The 14796-nt window shown below is 70.0% G+C and carries 14 protein-coding genes; 4 read left to right on the forward strand and 10 right to left on the reverse strand.

Going from position 1 to position 14796, the window contains the following annotated elements; genetic code table 11:
- The first annotated feature begins 78 nt into the window (after positions 1-78).
- Positions 79-1275, forward strand: coding sequence for a Gfo/Idh/MocA family protein (locus tag ACFY3D_RS12680; protein ID WP_389978479.1), 1197 nt, complete (start codon positions 79-81; stop codon positions 1273-1275).
- Between the two features lie 110 nt (positions 1276-1385).
- Here ACFY3D_RS12680 and ACFY3D_RS12685 read toward each other — a convergent pair whose 3' ends face one another.
- Genes ACFY3D_RS12685 through ACFY3D_RS12695 form a run of 3 tightly spaced genes read right to left on the reverse strand, consistent with a single transcriptional unit; the run spans position 1386 to position 3151 of the window.
- Entirely contained in the window at positions 1386-2471 is a 1086-nt protein-coding gene (locus ACFY3D_RS12685) for a Zn-dependent alcohol dehydrogenase (protein ID WP_350950258.1), read from the reverse strand.
- 11 nt (positions 2472-2482) lie between these two features.
- On the reverse strand, positions 2483-2677 hold the full coding sequence (locus ACFY3D_RS12690) for a ferredoxin (protein ID WP_350950257.1): 195 nt from the start codon (positions 2675-2677) through the stop codon (positions 2483-2485).
- 9 nt (positions 2678-2686) lie between these two features.
- Positions 2687-3151, reverse strand: a complete 465-nt coding sequence (locus ACFY3D_RS12695; RefSeq protein ID WP_389978482.1) for a pyridoxamine 5'-phosphate oxidase family protein — start codon at positions 3149-3151, stop codon at positions 2687-2689.
- Between the two features lie 76 nt (positions 3152-3227).
- Between ACFY3D_RS12695 and ACFY3D_RS12700 the strand changes: the two genes are divergently transcribed.
- On the forward strand, positions 3228-3875 hold the full coding sequence (locus tag ACFY3D_RS12700) for a class I SAM-dependent methyltransferase (RefSeq protein WP_389978485.1): 648 nt from the start codon (positions 3228-3230) through the stop codon (positions 3873-3875).
- Here the strand turns inward: ACFY3D_RS12700 and ACFY3D_RS12705 are convergent.
- The 5 genes from ACFY3D_RS12705 to ACFY3D_RS12725 form a co-directional block, all read right to left on the reverse strand.
- The gene (locus ACFY3D_RS12705) at positions 3811-4803 is read right to left on the reverse strand and encodes an enediyne biosynthesis protein UnbU (RefSeq protein WP_389978488.1); all 993 of its coding nucleotides are present in this window, start codon (positions 4801-4803) and stop codon (positions 3811-3813) included. The genes ACFY3D_RS12700 and ACFY3D_RS12705 overlap by 65 nt on opposite strands.
- A complete protein-coding gene (locus ACFY3D_RS12710) occupies positions 4800-6791 on the reverse strand; it encodes a CRTAC1 family protein (protein WP_389978491.1) in 1992 nt (663 codons plus the stop codon). Before ACFY3D_RS12710 ends, ACFY3D_RS12705 begins: the two co-directional genes overlap by 4 nt.
- Positions 6792-6868: 77 nt before the next feature.
- Entirely contained in the window at positions 6869-7909 is a 1041-nt protein-coding gene (locus ACFY3D_RS12715) for a prenyltransferase (RefSeq protein WP_389979182.1), read from the reverse strand.
- 29 nt (positions 7910-7938) lie between these two features.
- Positions 7939-8652 (reverse strand): methyltransferase domain-containing protein, encoded by a 714-nt coding sequence (locus ACFY3D_RS12720; RefSeq protein ID WP_350950251.1) that lies wholly within the window; start codon positions 8650-8652, stop codon positions 7939-7941.
- Between the two features lie 66 nt (positions 8653-8718).
- Positions 8719-9963: a glycosyltransferase family 4 protein gene (locus ACFY3D_RS12725; protein ID WP_389978494.1), complete on the reverse strand. Its 1245-nt coding sequence runs from the start codon at positions 9961-9963 to the stop codon at positions 8719-8721.
- A gap of 296 nt (positions 9964-10259) precedes the next feature.
- Here ACFY3D_RS12725 and ACFY3D_RS12730 point away from each other — a divergent pair, with 296 nt between their 5' ends.
- Both ACFY3D_RS12730 and ACFY3D_RS12735 read left to right on the forward strand, forming a co-directional pair.
- The gene (locus ACFY3D_RS12730) at positions 10260-11288 is read left to right on the forward strand and encodes a GDP-mannose 4,6-dehydratase (RefSeq protein ID WP_350950249.1); all 1029 of its coding nucleotides are present in this window, start codon (positions 10260-10262) and stop codon (positions 11286-11288) included.
- Between the two features lie 191 nt (positions 11289-11479).
- Positions 11480-12661, forward strand: a complete 1182-nt coding sequence (locus ACFY3D_RS12735) for a macrolide family glycosyltransferase (RefSeq protein ID WP_362899221.1) — start codon at positions 11480-11482, stop codon at positions 12659-12661.
- 80 nt (positions 12662-12741) lie between these two features.
- Here the strand turns inward: ACFY3D_RS12735 and ACFY3D_RS12740 are convergent, their stop codons facing one another.
- Both ACFY3D_RS12740 and ACFY3D_RS12745 read right to left on the reverse strand, forming a co-directional pair.
- The gene (locus ACFY3D_RS12740; protein WP_350950247.1) at positions 12742-13182 is read right to left on the reverse strand and encodes a DNA-binding protein; all 441 of its coding nucleotides are present in this window, start codon (positions 13180-13182) and stop codon (positions 12742-12744) included.
- A 325-nt stretch (positions 13183-13507) separates the two neighbouring features.
- Positions 13508-14713 (reverse strand): cytochrome P450, encoded by a 1206-nt coding sequence (locus ACFY3D_RS12745; protein ID WP_362899224.1) that lies wholly within the window; start codon positions 14711-14713, stop codon positions 13508-13510.
- Between the last annotated feature and the right edge of the window lie 83 nt (positions 14714-14796).

Below are 14796 nucleotides of genomic sequence, written 5' to 3' on the forward strand. Positions count from 1 at the left end.
CCAGTCGATCACCCTGGCCTCGGAGACGATCACCAAGGAGAACGTGGCCCAGTACCTGCCGCTGGGATTCGAGTCCTGATGGCGGCTGCGAACAGCAAGCCGGCGCTGGGTATCGGCATGGTCGGCTACGCCTTCATGGGCCGGGTGCATTCCCAGGCGTGGCGCAGCGTGTCGGCGTTCTTCGATCTGCCGGTGCGGCCGGTGATGGCCGCGGTGTGCGGGCGCTCCGCGGAGGGGACGGCGGCGGCGGCCGAGCAGCTGGGCTGGGCGGCGGCCGAGACCGACTGGCGGGCGTTGATCGCGCGTGAGGACGTCGATGTGGTCGACATCTGCACGCCGGGTGATTCGCACGCCGAGATCGCGATCGCCGCGCTGGAGGCGGGCAAGCACGTGTTGTGCGAAAAGCCGCTGGCCAACACGGTGGCCGAGGCCGAGGCGATGGCCAAGGCGGCGCGGGCGGCGGCCGAGCGGGGGGTGTATGCGATGGTGGCGTTCAACTACCGTCGGGTACCGGCCGTGGCCCAGGCCGCCCGCTGGGTGGCCGAGGGCCGCCTCGGCACGATCCGGCACGTGCGGGCGCAGTATCTGCAGGACTGGATCGTCGATCCGGACTTCCCGCTGGTGTGGCGGCTGCGCAAGGATCTGGCCGGCTCAGGGGCGTTGGGTGACATCGGCGCGCACATCATCGATACCGCGCAGTTCATCACCGGGCAGCGTTTGACGCAGGTCTCGGGGTTGACCGAGACGTTCGTCACCCGGCGGCCGCTGGCCGAGGCCTCGGCGGGTCTGTCGGCCGCCGCGGGTGGTGCGGGGGTGGAGATGGGGGAGGTCGACGTCGACGACGCGGCGTTGTTCATCGGTCGTCTCAGTGGTGGTGCGCTGGCGTCGTTCGAGGCCACCCGGTTCGCGACGGGGCGCAAGAACGCGTTGCGGATCGAGGTGAACGGTTCCGCGGCGAGTTTGGCGTTCGATTTCGAGGCGATGAACGAGCTGTGGTTCCATGATCATGCGTTGCCGGCCGAGGAGGCGGGGTTCCGCCGGGTGCTGGTCACCGAGTCCGGGCATCCGTACGCGGGTGCGTGGTGGCCGCCGGGTCATGGTCTGGGGTATGAGCACACCTTCACCCACGAGGTGAAGGACTTCGTCGAGGCGATCACCTCCGGTGTCGCTCCGGCTCCGTCGTTCGACGACGGGTTGAACGTCCAGCGCGTGCTGGCCGCGGTCGAACGCAGCGCCGACGACCAGAGCCGGATGACGGCGATCGAGGAGGTGTGACGGAGCCCGCCACCCACCGGGTGCACACCTGGTGAGCGGGCCCCGTCACCCGCGTGGCGGGCGCGCGAACCGAGTTCGCACGCCCGCCACGCGGCCGACGACGACGGCTCTCAGTCCAGGACGACGATCTGGCGCAGGACCTCACCGCCTCTGAGCGCCGCCACGGCGTCGTTCAGGTCGGCCAGCTTGATACGGGAGCTGATCATGCTCTCCAGGTCGAGCTTGCCCGCCTTGTAGAGCCCGGCGAAGAACGGGAAGTCGCGCCGGACGTCCGAGCCGCCGTACAGCGAGCTGAGAATGTTCTTGCCCTCGAACAGCAGGTTGAAGGCGCTCAGCGGGACGTTGTCGTCCATCGCGCCCGCGCCCACCACGATCGTGTCACCACCCCGGCGGGTCGCCTGCCAGGCCGTCATGATGGCGGCGGACTTGCCGACGGCCTCGAAGCCGTAGTCGAACCCGGCCCCGCCGGTGAGCGTGCCGACCGCGTCCATGAGCTGGTCGGGGGTGATGGCGTGGGTCGCGCCGACCTTCTTGGCGAGGGCGTGCTTGGACTCCAGGGGGTCGATCGCGAGGATCGTGGTGGCGCCGGAGATGCGGGCGCCCTGGATCACCGACAGGCCGATACCGCCCGCGCCGACCACGGCGACGGTCGAGCCCGCCCTCACCTTGGCCGTGTTCAGCGCCGCGCCGACGCCGGTGGTGATCCCGCAGCCGATGAGGGCCGCGGCCTCGAACGGCACGTCGGAATCGACCTTGATCGCCCCCTGCCAGGGCACGACGATCTCCTCGGACCAGGTGCCGCACCCGGCCATGCCGAACGCCGGGGTGTCGCCGCCGTAGCGGAAACGGGCGTTGACGAAGCTGTCCATCACGTACGTCATGCACAGGAAAGGCTGGTTCACCAGGCAGTTCGCGCAGCTGCCGCAGGCCGGGGTCCAGTTGACGATGACGTGGTCGCCGGGTTGTACCGAGGTCACGTGGTCACCGACCTCGACGACCTCTCCCGCCCCCTCGTGGCCGGGGACGACCGGCAACGGCATGGGCAGCACGCCGCTGATCACCGACAGGTCCGAGTGGCAGACGCCGGTGGCCCTGATCTTGACACGGACATCCGTCGGGCCCATCGGCGCGAGGGTGAGGTCGTCGCGGATGTCGAGCTTGTCGTCGCCGACGGCATGTAGAAGCGCACCACGCATGGGGGGTCCTCCTAGTTCTCCTCAAGGGAGAGTGCGGCTTTGGGGCAGGACCGGACCGCGTGCCGGACGCGGTCCAGCATTTCCGGCGGCGGCTCAGGCAGCAGCACGTGCAGCTGGTCGTCGTCGTCGAGCTCGAAGACCTCCGGGGCGAGTCCCGTGCAGATCGCATTGGCCTCGCAGACCAGATAGTCGACTTTGATTTTCATATGGGCCTCCTAACCGGGAATGGCGAGCTTACGGTGATCCCAGGAGATCACTCGACTCGGCTCGACCACGAAGGCGACCCTTTTACGGCCGGTGTGGGCCACGTACTCGGTGAGTGACTCCTCCGCGTCGGGCATCCCGGCCATCCGTCTGGTCACGTCCATGCCGATGCCGAGGACGCCATCGAGGTCGTCGATCCTGCGCGCCACCCCGTAGACGAGGACACCGCGCAGGTCGGAGTATTCGTCTCCGGCCTCGATCAGGCAGCTCACCCGGGCGTCGCGCTGGATGTTGAGCGTCTTCTGCGCCTTGCCGTAGGTCCAGAACGAGATCCTGCCCTCGGTCAGCCCGTAGAACATGGTCACCATGTGCGGTGTTCCGTCGGGGTTGATCGTGCCGAGTTGCAGCTTCCGAGACTCGGCGATGAAAGCCGTCACCTCGTCGTCGGTCATCACGATGCGGGTGCGCTGGTTCACGGTGCAAAGTAGAACACGTTCCACAAGGTCGGGCAAGGGGAGTCGGAATGTTGTTCGGCCTCGGTAGTCTGCTGCGATGAGCATCGCCACCATGCCGGCCGACCTGCTGTACGTCGCCCAGCGCGCCAAGGGTTTCATGCCACCCGAGGAAGGAATCGCGCTGTTCGAGACCGCCGCCGAGTACGGCCCACGGGGCCCGATCTGCGAGATCGGCAGCTACTGCGGGAAGTCCGCCGTCTACCTCGGGGCGGGGGCGCGGCAGGCGGGGTCCGTCGTCTTCACCGTGGACCACCATCGGGGCTCCGAGGAGATCCAGCCGGGCTGGGCCCACCACGACCCCACGCTGATGGACCTCCGCTTCGGCAAGATGGACTCGCTGCCCACCTTCCGCACCACCATCGCCTCCGCGGGGCTGGAGGACGAGGTCGTCGCGATCGTCGGCAGCTCCGAGCGCGTCGCCGCGCTGTGGAACACACCGCTCGCGATGCTCTTCATCGACGGCGGCCACTCCGAGGATCCGGTGACCAAGGACTACGAGGGGTGGGCCCCGCACGTCATGCCGGGCGGCGCCCTGGTCTTTCACGACATCTACCCCGACCCGACCCAGGGCGGGCAGGCTCCGTACCGCGTCCACCAGCGGGCCCTCGCCTCCGGCGCGTTCAAGGAGGTCCGGCAGGAGGGCTCGCTGCGGGTGCTCGAACGGGTCGGATCGGGCATCGGCTGACGGAAAGCGTCGCGTGGAGGTGTGCCGCGAGCGTGCGGCGGAGGTGGGGCGGAAGCGTCGCGTGCAGACCCCGGCCCGCGCCGACGATCACCAGGGCGAAGAACAGCCCGAAGACGACAGAAAGGTGGACCAGCAGCCCGTAGACCGCCGCCGTGGCGAGACCGAACACGACCTGCTCACGCGGCCTGGCGGGGGAGGTGCCCGGTTCGACGATCACGTATCCGGCGTAGAGGGCGAAGGCCGTCCCGGTCATCGGCAGCAGCGCGCTCACCGTCGACACGTCGGTCAGCGCGCCCCTGACGAGCGCCTGCAGGGCGAACCCGCCCGTCCAGCCCATGAGCAGCGGCAGTCTACCCGCGAGCCTGGCGTTCATCACCGTGCCCCAGACGAGTACGGCGAGCGGCACGACCAGGTCGAACGGTCCCGAGACCCACGCGGTGAACTGGTACGCCGGAGCGAGGCCGACCCACGGGAACAGCAGCAGCACGGCGACGATCCCGAAGGCCGCCGGGTTCAGGAACGGGCTCCCCGGCACGTCCTCGGTCCTTCGCTCCTGCTCCACCGTCTCGGGTGCCTTCATGCGGAAGACGTACGTGCCGCCAACGCCGATGAGGACGGCGAGCGCGATCGGCATCAGGTGCCCGTTGCCGTACAGCAGCATCGCGCAGAGCAGGCCGCACACGTAGGACGGCAGGAGGAAGCCGACGACCCGGGCGCGGGGCACCCCGAGATAGCGGGGCCGGCGTCGCCGCGACCACGCCTCCACGGTCTCCAGCGCGAGTTCGGCGGTCACGCCGGTGAGCACGCCGACCACCGGTGCCAGGCAGGACTGTTCGAACCCGAGCACGGTGTGTCCGAGCACGGTGATCAGGGTGAGGGACCCCGCCAGCCGCCGGAACGCCGTCTCTCGCCTCCGGTCGGCGTTCATGGCCGCCGGATCTCCGAGGCACGGTCGCCGGCGAGCAGGATTTGATGCCAGCCGGGCTCCAGGGACACCGACGCGGTACGCGTGCCGCCGCAGGCGTTTCTCCAAGAGATCTCGACGGGGGCGGTGGGGTTCGGCAGGTCGTCGCCCAGGCCGAAGAGCAGTTCGGGTGCGGAGACGCCGTTGTGGCCGTTGGCGGGGTAGAGCTGCCTGCTCCGCGTGATCCCGCCGGGCAGGCGCACCGCGGCGACGGCACCGATGGCGGGCCGCGTCGGTCCGGGGTGGGCCGCTCCGGCCGTGCCGCAGGCACCGGCGGGGAGGCGGAGCCGCAGGCCCACGAACGGGGCCGTCGGCCCGTGGTTGCTGTAGAGCACCGACGCGGACCACTGGTTGGCGACCGCGAAGTCCAGCCGCCCGTCGTCGTCGACGTCGCCCACGGCGAAGGCCCGGCTGACCGCACCCTCGCCGTCCCCGCCGTCCTCGCTGTCCCTGTCCCCGCCGGCGCCGTCGACCCCGGCTCGCCGCGCCACGTCCACGTAGCGGCCGTCCGGCCCCCTGGTGAAGAAGGTGTTGGTCTCGCGACCCGACAGGTCGTCGCCGACCTTCAGATCCGGCCACAGCGAGGGACGGGAGAGGAACAGGTCGTTGGCCGCCTCCGCCTCCCGTAGCCGCGCCCACCGGTCGGCCTCACCCCTGACGAACCCGGTCGCGTGCATGATCTCGTCGATGCCGTCGTTGTCGAAATCCGCGGCCTTGACGTCCCAGGACCAGCCGCTGCGGCTCAGCCCCAGCTCCTCGCCGAGGTCGTCGTACGGCGCGTGACCCTCGTGCAGCCCTCCTCGCCGTGACACGAAGGCGAAGTCGCCCTCGCGCGGCGCGGGGTCCCCGCTGAGGTTGCTCACCAGGATGTCCGGCCTGCCGTCGGCGTTGAGGTCGGTGAAGGCGACCCCCATCCCCCTGAACGAGTCGCGGCCGAGGACCCGCGAGGAGGGAGTCGCCAGATGCCGGGTGCCGCTCGCCTCGGTGAACCGGACCCTGCCGGGCGCCGACTCGTTGACCAGCAGGTGGTCGGGGCCGAAGTCGTTGGCCACGTACAGTTCGGGCCGTCCGTCGCCGTCCAGGTCCTGGGTGCCCAGCGCGAGGGTCCAGCCCCGGCCCTCGCCCGCGACCTCGTCGAACACCCCCTTCTCCTCGGCGAACAGCGCGGGTCCCGTCGCCCGGTAGAGCCGGTCGCCGCCCCCGTTGGCCGCGGCGGACGGCGAGTCGGGCATCACGGCGTCGCCGCTGGCGCCGCTGTCGTCACGGTCGTCGTGGTCACCGCTGTCGCCGTGGTCGCCGCCCAGCACCCTGACCCCGTCGGGGAAGTAGTTGCCGAAGACGAGGTCGAGGCGGCCGTCCCCGTCGAAGTCTCCGGCCGTGGCGGCGCTGGTGTTCCAGATCTCCGGCTCGGCGGTGAGCGAACGGTGACGGAAGGCCGCACCGGACGGGGGCTCGCCGGGGACGCGCAGGAACAGGGAGGGGGAGCGGCCCCAGTAGTAGACGACCAGGTCCTCCCAGCCGTCCTGGTCGAGATCGGCGGGCAGGCACCCGGTCGGCGCCTCGTACCGTCTGCGCTCCGGGGGGACCAGTGTGAACGGCCGGTAGCGGCGCGGGGTCCCCGGCGCGGGCCTGACGGTCACCGTGTCGCGGCGGGGATCGACCAGGCACAGGTCGTCGGCGACGACCTCGCCGTCCACGTCGAACAGGGCCACCCCGGCGCCCAGCGACGACGCCGGGCTCCCGAGGCGCGCGTACCCCGGCGCGACCGGCCGCAGGAGACGGTCACCGGCCCGCGAGGGAGGGCTCAGCGGTCTCGCGTGGAAGGAGAAGGCGGCGGACGCCTCCACCGCCGAGGTGTCCGGCAGGGCGGTCAGCCTCCACCCGGCGGTCGCGGACACCAGGGCGAGGAATCCCGCCGCGCATCTGCGAACCCCACCGCCCCTCCGAGTCACGGACCCGAACGTAGTGAGCCGCATTCAGCCCTTCAAGCACCGCGTTTCTGGTTCCGTGCAAAGAAACCGCCGGAGGTTCAGCTCCTGGAGCGGGCGTGGCTGCAGCCGCACGCGGCGGTGGGACGGTCGGTCACGTACCCGCCCGCGTCGCGGAAGATGCCCGAGGCGGGGGTGTGCCCGTCCAGCGCGTCGGCGGCGAGCACGACCGCGGCCGCGGTGTAGGCCGAGCGCTCGTGCGGGAAGTGCTTGCCGTTCACGAACTGCCAGCCGGTCCAGTACGAACCGTCCTCGTGCCGCAGGTGCTGCATGTCGGAGAAGAGCCGCAGCGCCCGTCCCCGGTCGCCCAGGGCGTCGAGGGCGAGCACCAGCTCGCACGTCTCCGCGCCGGTCACCCACGGCTGGTCGGAGACGCAGCGGATGCCGAGACCCGCCTCCACGAACGTGTCCCACTCCTCGGCGAGCCGTGTCTCCGCGGCCTGGCCGCGCACCGCGCCGCCCAGGATCGGGTAGTACCAGTCCATCGAGAAGCGGCTCTTGTCGGCGAACGCCTCGGGGTGGGCGGCCAGCACGTGGCCGAGCTGGTCGGCGGCGAGCTCCCAGTCGGGCTGCGGGTCACCCAGGTGCTCGCCGAGCAGCACACCGCAGCGCAGAGCCTGGTGGATGGAGGCGCAACCGGTCAGCAGGGCGTACGCGGCGGGCCTGCCGTCGGCCGCGCGCTCCCAGACGATCTCACCCCGGGTGGTCTGCAGACCGAGCACGAAGTCCAGCGCCGTCCGGACGACCGGCCACATCCGCCGGGCGAAGTCCTCGTCCCCGGTCACCAGGAGTTCGTGCCAGACGCCGACCGCGACGTAGGCGGCGTGGTTGGACTCCCCGCCCTGCTCGACGGCCTCGCCGCCGACGAGTTTCATCGGCCAGGAACCGTCGGCCCGCTGCGTGCGGACGAGCCAGTCGTACCCGCGGCGTACCGGGCCGGTCAGCCCCGCCACGCTCATCGCCATCAGGCACTCGATGTGGTTCCAGGCGTCCACGTGTCCCTCGGGCCACGGAACGCCGCCGTCGGCCTCCTGCACCGCCGCGATGCTCCGGGCGGTGAGGACGACCTCTTCCCACTCCATGCAGCCGCTCACTGCCCCTCCTTCGGAGGTCACGCGGGCTTGCGGACGTAGAGCACCACGCTCTTGCCGATGAGCGGGTTGAGTACGGCCTCGGCGATCCTGGTGGCGGCGGGGCGCTTCATGATGTCCCAGACCAGCAGCTCGTGGTACGCCTTGGCGAGCGGGTGGTCGTCGTTGTCGACGCCGACCGCGCACTTGATCCACCAGTAGGGCGCGTGCAGGCCGTGGGCGTGGTGGTGCGGGCCGATGACGAAGCCCGTCGACTTGAGCTTCGCGCTCAGCTCGGCGAGCGTGTAGATGCGGACGTGCCCGCCGGGAGCGGTGTGGTACGCCTCGTCGAGTGCCCAGCAGATGCGTTCGGGCAGGAAGCTCGGTACGGTGACGGCCGCCTGGCCGCCCGGCTTGAGCACCCGGAAGATCTCGCGCATCGCGGCCATGTCGTCGGGGATGTGCTCCAGCACCTCCGCGGCGATCACCCGGTCGAAGCCGCCGTCCTCGAACGGCATGTCGAGCGCGTCGCCGGTCACGGTCTCCGCCGTCGCGCCCGGCGGCACCTCCCCGGCCTTGTCCATCGCGGAGAACATGCTCGCCACGCCCTCCAGCTCCCTGGCATCCATGTCGAAGGCCACCACGTCGGCGCCGCGCCGCAGCACTTCGAAGGCGTGCCGTCCGCCGCCACAGCCCAGGTCCAGGACTCGGGTTCCCGGACCCACGGGCAACCGGTCGAAGTCGACAGTCAGCACTCGCCGCTCCTTGTGAGAGGTGGTCGTTTCAGGGTGTCGCTCACTTCGGTCGTCTCAGGGGATCGTTCACTTCGCCCGGCGGGCCCGGATGGCCTCGTGGTAGGCCTCCACGGTCCGCTGGGCGACGACGTTCCAGGTGAAGCGCTCCATGACCCGGTCGTAGCCCTTCTTGCCGACCGCGGCACGCTCCTCGGGGGAGTCGTGCAGGCGGCGCAGCACCGCGGCGAGCTCCTCGGGGTCGCCGGGGGCCACCTGTACGGCGGCGTCGCCGACGACCTCGGGCAGCGCCCCGGTGCGGCTCGCGACGAGCGGGGTGCCGCAGGCCATGTGCTCGACGGCCGGCAGCGAGAAGCCCTCGTACAGGGAGGGGACGACCGAGATCTCCGAGGTGGCGATGAGCTCGCCCAGCTCGGCGTCGGAGATGCCGTGTACGAACCTGACCCTGTCGTGCAGCGCCAGTTCGCCGACGAGCTTCTCGGTCGGGCCGCCGGGGGTGGGTTTGCTCACCACGGTCAGGTTGACGTCGCGTTCGGTGGCGAGCTTCGCCACGGCCCTCAGCAGCGTCGCGACGCCCTTCATCGGGGAGTCGGCGCTGGCGACCGCGACGATGGACCCTGGCCGCTTGGGAAGCTCCGGGCGCGGGTGGAAGTAGCGGGTGTCGACGCCCAGCGGGATGAGCCGCATGTTCTTCTGCGGCACGTTGAAGTCACGGTGGATGTCGGCGAGGGACGACTCGCTCACGGTGAGGATCGGGCTGAGCCGGGGCGCGACCTTGGCCTGCATCCGCACGAAGCCGTACCAGCGCCGCATCGGGAGCTTCTTGCGCAGTGTCGCGGCCTTGATCTCGATGCGCCGGTCCACGCTGATCGGGTGGTGGATGGTACCGACCACGGGGAACAGCTTCTGGATGCCGAGCACGCCGTAGCCGAGGGTCTGGTTGTCCTGCACGACGTCGAAGTCGCCGACGCGCTTCTTCAGCTCGCGGTACGCCCGCAGGCTGAAGGTGAGCGGCTCGGGGAACCCGGCGGTCCACATGGTGCCGACTTCGAGCAGGTCGATCCAGTCGCGGTACTCACTCAGCCCGGGGGTGCGAAAGGGGTCCTCGTCGCGGTACAGGTCAAGGCTGGGGATCTTGGTGAGGACGACGCCCTCGTCGAGCTCCGGGTAGGGCTGGCCGGAGAAGACCTCCACGCTGTGCCCGAGGGCGACCAGCTCGCGACTGAGATGGCGCAGGTAGACGCCCTGCCCACCGCAGGTCGGTTTGCTGCGGTACGACAGCAGCGCGACCCGCAGTGATTCAGCACCCGGCACGGCAACCCCCTTCTCAACCTGTCCGAAAAGGGGACAGGTACCGTGAAAGATGACCTTTGTCCTCGGACCCTACCATTCACGAGCCCTGTTGTACTTGATGTGGAATTGTCCCTAGATCGCGCTTCACTGCGTGCGAACTGGGAAGTTAGCCTTATCGAGCGTGATTCGGTGTAACGCGTTCTAGGTGAGTTGTGTCTCAGGGTGATGGTGCCTGCCGGATGCTCTGCGGGTACATTCGCCATCAAACGGCACAAGAACCGGCATAGGTTGCCGCCCCCGCAAGCGAGGAGGACGCGTTGGCCAGGCGCGCGCTGATCACCGGTATCACCGGGCAGGACGGTTCCTATCTGGCCGAGTGCCTGCTCGGTCAGGGCTACGAGGTCTCCGGTCTCGTTCGCGGGCAGGCCAACCCCCGAGTTCCACGTTTCCGCAAGCTCCTGCAGGACGTCCAGCTCGTCCGAGGCGACCTGCTCGACCAGGGTTCGCTGATCTCCGCCGTCGAGAAGGTCCAGCCCGACGAGGTCTACAACCTGGGCGCGATCTCGTTCGTCCCCATGTCGTGGGAGCAGGCCGAGCTCACCGCCGAGGTGACCGGCATGGGTGTGCTGCGCATGCTTGAGGCGATCCGGGTCTGCTCGGGCATCTCCTCCTCGCGTACGGCGGCGGGGTCGGGTCAGATCCGCTTCTACCAGGCGTCCTCCTCGGAGATGTTCGGCCAGGTCCGCGAGACCCCGCAGACCGAGATCACCCCCTTCCACCCCCGCTCGCCGTACGGCGTGGCCAAGGCGTACGGGCACTTCCTGACGCAGAACTACCGCGAGTCGTACGGCATGTACGCGGTGTCGGGGATCCTGTTCAACCACGAGTCCCCGCGCAGGGGGGCCGAGTTCGTCACCAGGAAGGTGTCGCTCGGTGTGGCCAGGATCAAGCTCGGCCTCGCCTCCGAGCTGCGCCTGGGCAACATGGAGGCGCGCCGCGACTGGGGATTCGCCGGAGACTACGTCCGCGCGATGCACCTGATGCTCCAGGCGGACACGCCGGAGGACTACGTGATCGGCACCGGTCGCACCCAGACCGTCCGCGACCTCGTGGAGGCGGCCTTCACCGCCGCCGGGCTCGACTGGGAGCGGTACGTCGTCACCGACCAGACCCTGCACCGACCGGCCGAGGTCGACCTGCTGTGCGCGGACCCGAAGAAGGCCCGCGTCCAGCTCGGCTGGGAGCCCACGGTCGGCTTCGAGGAGCTCGTGGCGATGATGGTCGAGTCGGACGTGAAGCTGCTCTCCGAGGGCGGCGACCCCGACCAGGACTCCTCCTGGCCCTGAGCCGGTCCGGGTATTCAGTAGACGAGTCGTAGCGTCTCGTCTTGACAGTGTGCGCGGCAGGGGCAATGCTGTGTCAAAAGCGAGACGAGACGTCTCGTCACTCACGCGACTCCGTCTGACCCTCGCCAAAGGTCTCGACGGACCCCCGAGGGCATCCCGACAGAATTCCGAATTCCGACAGAGGAGAAACCATGCCCCGACGCGCGCACATCGCGATGGTCAGCATCCCCGCGCCGGGCCACGTGAACCCGAGCATCGAAGTGATCAGGGAGCTGGTGGCGCGAGGGCACCGGGTGACCTACGCCAACGACCCCTCCTACGCCGACGTGATCACCGGAGCCGGGGCCGAACTCGTCCCGTACACCTCGACCCTGCCCATGGGAGACAGCGCCAAGTGGCCGGAGGACACGGTCGCGCAGCTCGACGTCTTCCTCGGCGACGCGATCTCGATGCTGCCGCAGCTCCGCGCCGCGTACGAGAACGACCGGCCCGACCTGTTCCTCTACGACATCGGCGGCTACACCGCCCGGGTGCTCGCGGAGAACTGGGACATCCCCCTGATGCAGCTCTCGCCGACGTACGTGGCCTGGGAGGGCTACCGGGAGGAGATGGCGCCGATGGTCGAGGAGCTGAAGAAGGCTCCGGGCGGGGCCGAGCACTACCGGCGGTTCGACGAGTGGCTGCACGACAACGGCATCCGCGACACCGACTCCCACGACTTCGGAGGCCGTCCGCCACGGGCGCTCGCGCTCATCCCGAAGATCATGCAGCCCAACGCCGACCGGGTCGATCCCGCCAGGATCACCTTCACCGGGCCCTGCTTCGCCACCCGCACCCACCAGGAGCCCTGGGTCCGGCCCGAGGGTGCGGAGAAGGTGCTGCTCGTCTCCCTGGGTTCGGCCTTCACCAACCTGCCGGACTTCTACCGCTCCTGCCTGGCCGCCTTCGGGGACCTGCCCGGCTGGCACGTCGTCCTGCAGGTCGGGAGGTTCGTGGACCGGGCGGAACTCGGTGCGATCCCCGCCAACGTCGAGGTGCACTCCTGGGTCTCGCAGCTCTCGATCCTGGAGCGGGCCGACGCGTTCGTCACCCACGCGGGCATGGGCGGCAGCCAGGAGGGCCTGTACTGCGGCGTCCCGATGATCGCCGTCCCGCAGGCGGTCGACCAGTTCGGCAACGCCGACAGGCTCGTGGAACTCGGGGTCGGCCGCAGGATCGACACCGAGGACGCCACCCCGGAGGCGTTGCGCGCCGCCCTGCTCGACCTCACCTCCGACCCGGAGGTGGCGGCTCGGCTGGCGAAGCTCAGGGACGAGGTCCGGGGTGAGGGCGGCACCGTCCGCGCGGCCGACCTGATCGAGGAACTGCTTTGACCTCCTCCCCGGACTGAAGGGCCGGGGATTCTCCCGTCGCGTCGCGGCTGAGCGGCGCGTGGGGGTTGACGCGTAGCCCCTCAGGCCGGCGGGGCGGCGGTGCGGCCCGCCAGGCGTTCGTGGCGTTGCTTGGCCGCCTGGGGGGTGGCGAGGCCGAGGCCGAACGCGATCTCCTGCCAGGTGAGGCCGCGGCCCCGCGCCATGAGGAGGAGCGCGGCCTCAAGCTCGTCCATCTCCGCGCGGGCCCTGGGCAGAAGGGTGAGGGCGGCGGTGATGTCGGCGTGGTCCACCTCCGGCTCACCCTCCTCGGGGTGGGCGCTGCCGCTCAGCAGGAACGTCACGAGCCTGACGGCCTCGTGGGCCCCGAGGACCGTGGGGTGGACCTGCCGGAGGCGCTGGGACTCGTCGGTCGCGTGGCGCTCGGCGATGCGCGAGAGGGAGGCGTACTCGCGGTGCGTCCGGGTCAGGGCGGGGTCGGGAGCGGTGAAGGGGTCGGATGATCCGTCGTGATGAGCGGGCATGCGACCAGGATGATCCAGCACACAAGCCGTTGTCAACAAATCGATTTCAACAGAATGTTTAAAGTGTGGGTGTGATGCCGCTCCGTCGACCGGCGCGGAGAGGCGCACGGGGGACACGCGGGACACGCGGGACGCGGGGGAACGCGGGGGAACGCGCTGGGAAACGGTGGGGCACGGGGAGGTCGGCCCGGTTTCCTCGGTGGCGCCACCCTGAGTCGGACGCATCGGTGGCACCACCGTGAGCCGCCGGTGTGAGCCGGATTCTCCGGTGCCTCCGACATGGGAGGGCGGCCCCCTCCCACGTCGTGTCCGGTGTCGCCCGACCTCAGCCGACGGTGACCGGCAGGTCCTTGATGCCGTTGATGAAGTTGGACCGCAGGCGGCGGGCCTCGCCCGCCTGCTCCAGGTTGGGCAGGCGCTCGGCCAGCACCTCGAACAGCACCCGCAGCTCCAGCTTGGCGAGGTGGTTGCCCAGGCAGAAGTGCGCGCCGCCGCCGCCGAAGCCGATGTGCGGGTTGGGGTCGCGGCCGATGTCGAAGACGCCGGGGTCGGCGAACACCTCCTCGTCCCGGTTGGCGGAGCTGTAGAAGATCACGACCTTGTCGTCCTCCTTCACCTCCTGCCCGCCGATCGTCGTGTCGGCGGTGGCCGTACGGCGGAAGAGGTTCACCGGGGCGACCCAGCGGACGATCTCGTCGGCGGCGGTGCGGGCGAGAGAGCGGTCGGCGACGAGGCGCCGCCACTGCTCGGGGTTCTCGAAGAAGGCGAGCATGCCGCCCGAGGCGGCGTTACGGGTGGTCTCGTTGCCCGCCACCACGAGCAGCAGCACGAACAGGTCGAACTCCTCCTCGGTGAGCGTCTCCCCGGCGGCGTCGGGCATGATCAGCTTGGTGACGATGTCCTCGCGGGGCTGGGCGCGCCGCTCGGCGGCGAGGGTGTTGGCGTAGGCGTAGACCTCCATCGCCGCGTTCGTGCCCTCTTCGGGATCGGCCGCGTAGTCGGGGTCCTCGGCCCCGATCATCTGGTTGGACCAGTTGAAGATCTTGTCGCGATCCTCGACGGGGGCGCCGAGCAGCTCGCAGATCACGTACAGCGGGAGCGGGGCGGCGATGTCCCTGACGAAGTCGACCGAGCCGCGCCCCTTCGCCTCGTCCACCAGCTCGTGGCAGATGTCGCGGATGTGCCCCTCCAGGGCGTTCATCATGCGCGGGGTGAAGCCCCGGTTGACCAGGGAGCGCCGCCGGGTGTGCTCCGGTGGGTCCTGGTTGAGCATCATCAGCCGCTGGAGGGCCCTCTGGTCCTCGGGGATCTCGTTGAAGAGCGCGAGCTTCCTGCTCGACGAGAACAGGTCGGAGCGGCGGGAGACCTGCACCACGTCGGCGTGCTTGGTGACCGCCCAGAAGCCCGGCCATCCCCGCTCGGCGTCGCCCGGGTGCGCGTAGACCGGCGCGTTCGCCCGCAGCCAGGCCAGCTGTTCGTAGGGTGCGCCGTTCTGCCAGTAGAAGTCCTGGTCGACCAGATCGATATCCAATGGTCCTCCTGCGAACCGGTCGGCGTTTTCGTGACACGGTTCATATCGGCGCGATTTTGGGGGTGCGGTCAGCGGCGTACCCT

Origin of the sequence: Streptosporangium sp. NPDC000509, from assembly GCF_042898365.1 — a bacterium.
Lineage (GTDB): Bacteria > Actinomycetota > Actinomycetes > Streptosporangiales > Streptosporangiaceae > Streptosporangium.

What these genes read in the sequence shown, in the direction of transcription:
- ACFY3D_RS12735 (WP_362899221.1), top strand. Translation starts at nt 11,480, where the DNA reads ATGCCCCGACGCGCGCACATCGCGATGGTCAGCATCCCCGCGCCGGGC.
- ACFY3D_RS12680 (WP_389978479.1), top strand. Translation starts at nt 79, where the DNA reads ATGGCGGCTGCGAACAGCAAGCCGGCGCTGGGTATCGGCATGGTCGGC.
- ACFY3D_RS12705 (WP_389978488.1), bottom strand. Translation starts at nt 4,803, where the DNA reads ATGAACGCCGACCGGAGGCGAGAGACGGCGTTCCGGCGGCTGGCGGGG.
- ACFY3D_RS12690 (WP_350950257.1), bottom strand. Translation starts at nt 2,677, where the DNA reads ATGAAAATCAAAGTCGACTATCTGGTCTGCGAGGCCAATGCGATCTGC.
- ACFY3D_RS12685 (WP_350950258.1), bottom strand. Translation starts at nt 2,471, where the DNA reads ATGCGTGGTGCGCTTCTACATGCCGTCGGCGACGACAAGCTCGACATC.
- ACFY3D_RS12700 (WP_389978485.1), top strand. Translation starts at nt 3,228, where the DNA reads ATGAGCATCGCCACCATGCCGGCCGACCTGCTGTACGTCGCCCAGCGC.
- ACFY3D_RS12740 (WP_350950247.1), bottom strand. Translation starts at nt 13,182, where the DNA reads ATGCCCGCTCATCACGACGGATCATCCGACCCCTTCACCGCTCCCGAC.
- ACFY3D_RS12715 (WP_389979182.1), bottom strand. Translation starts at nt 7,909, where the DNA reads ATGGAGTGGGAAGAGGTCGTCCTCACCGCCCGGAGCATCGCGGCGGTG.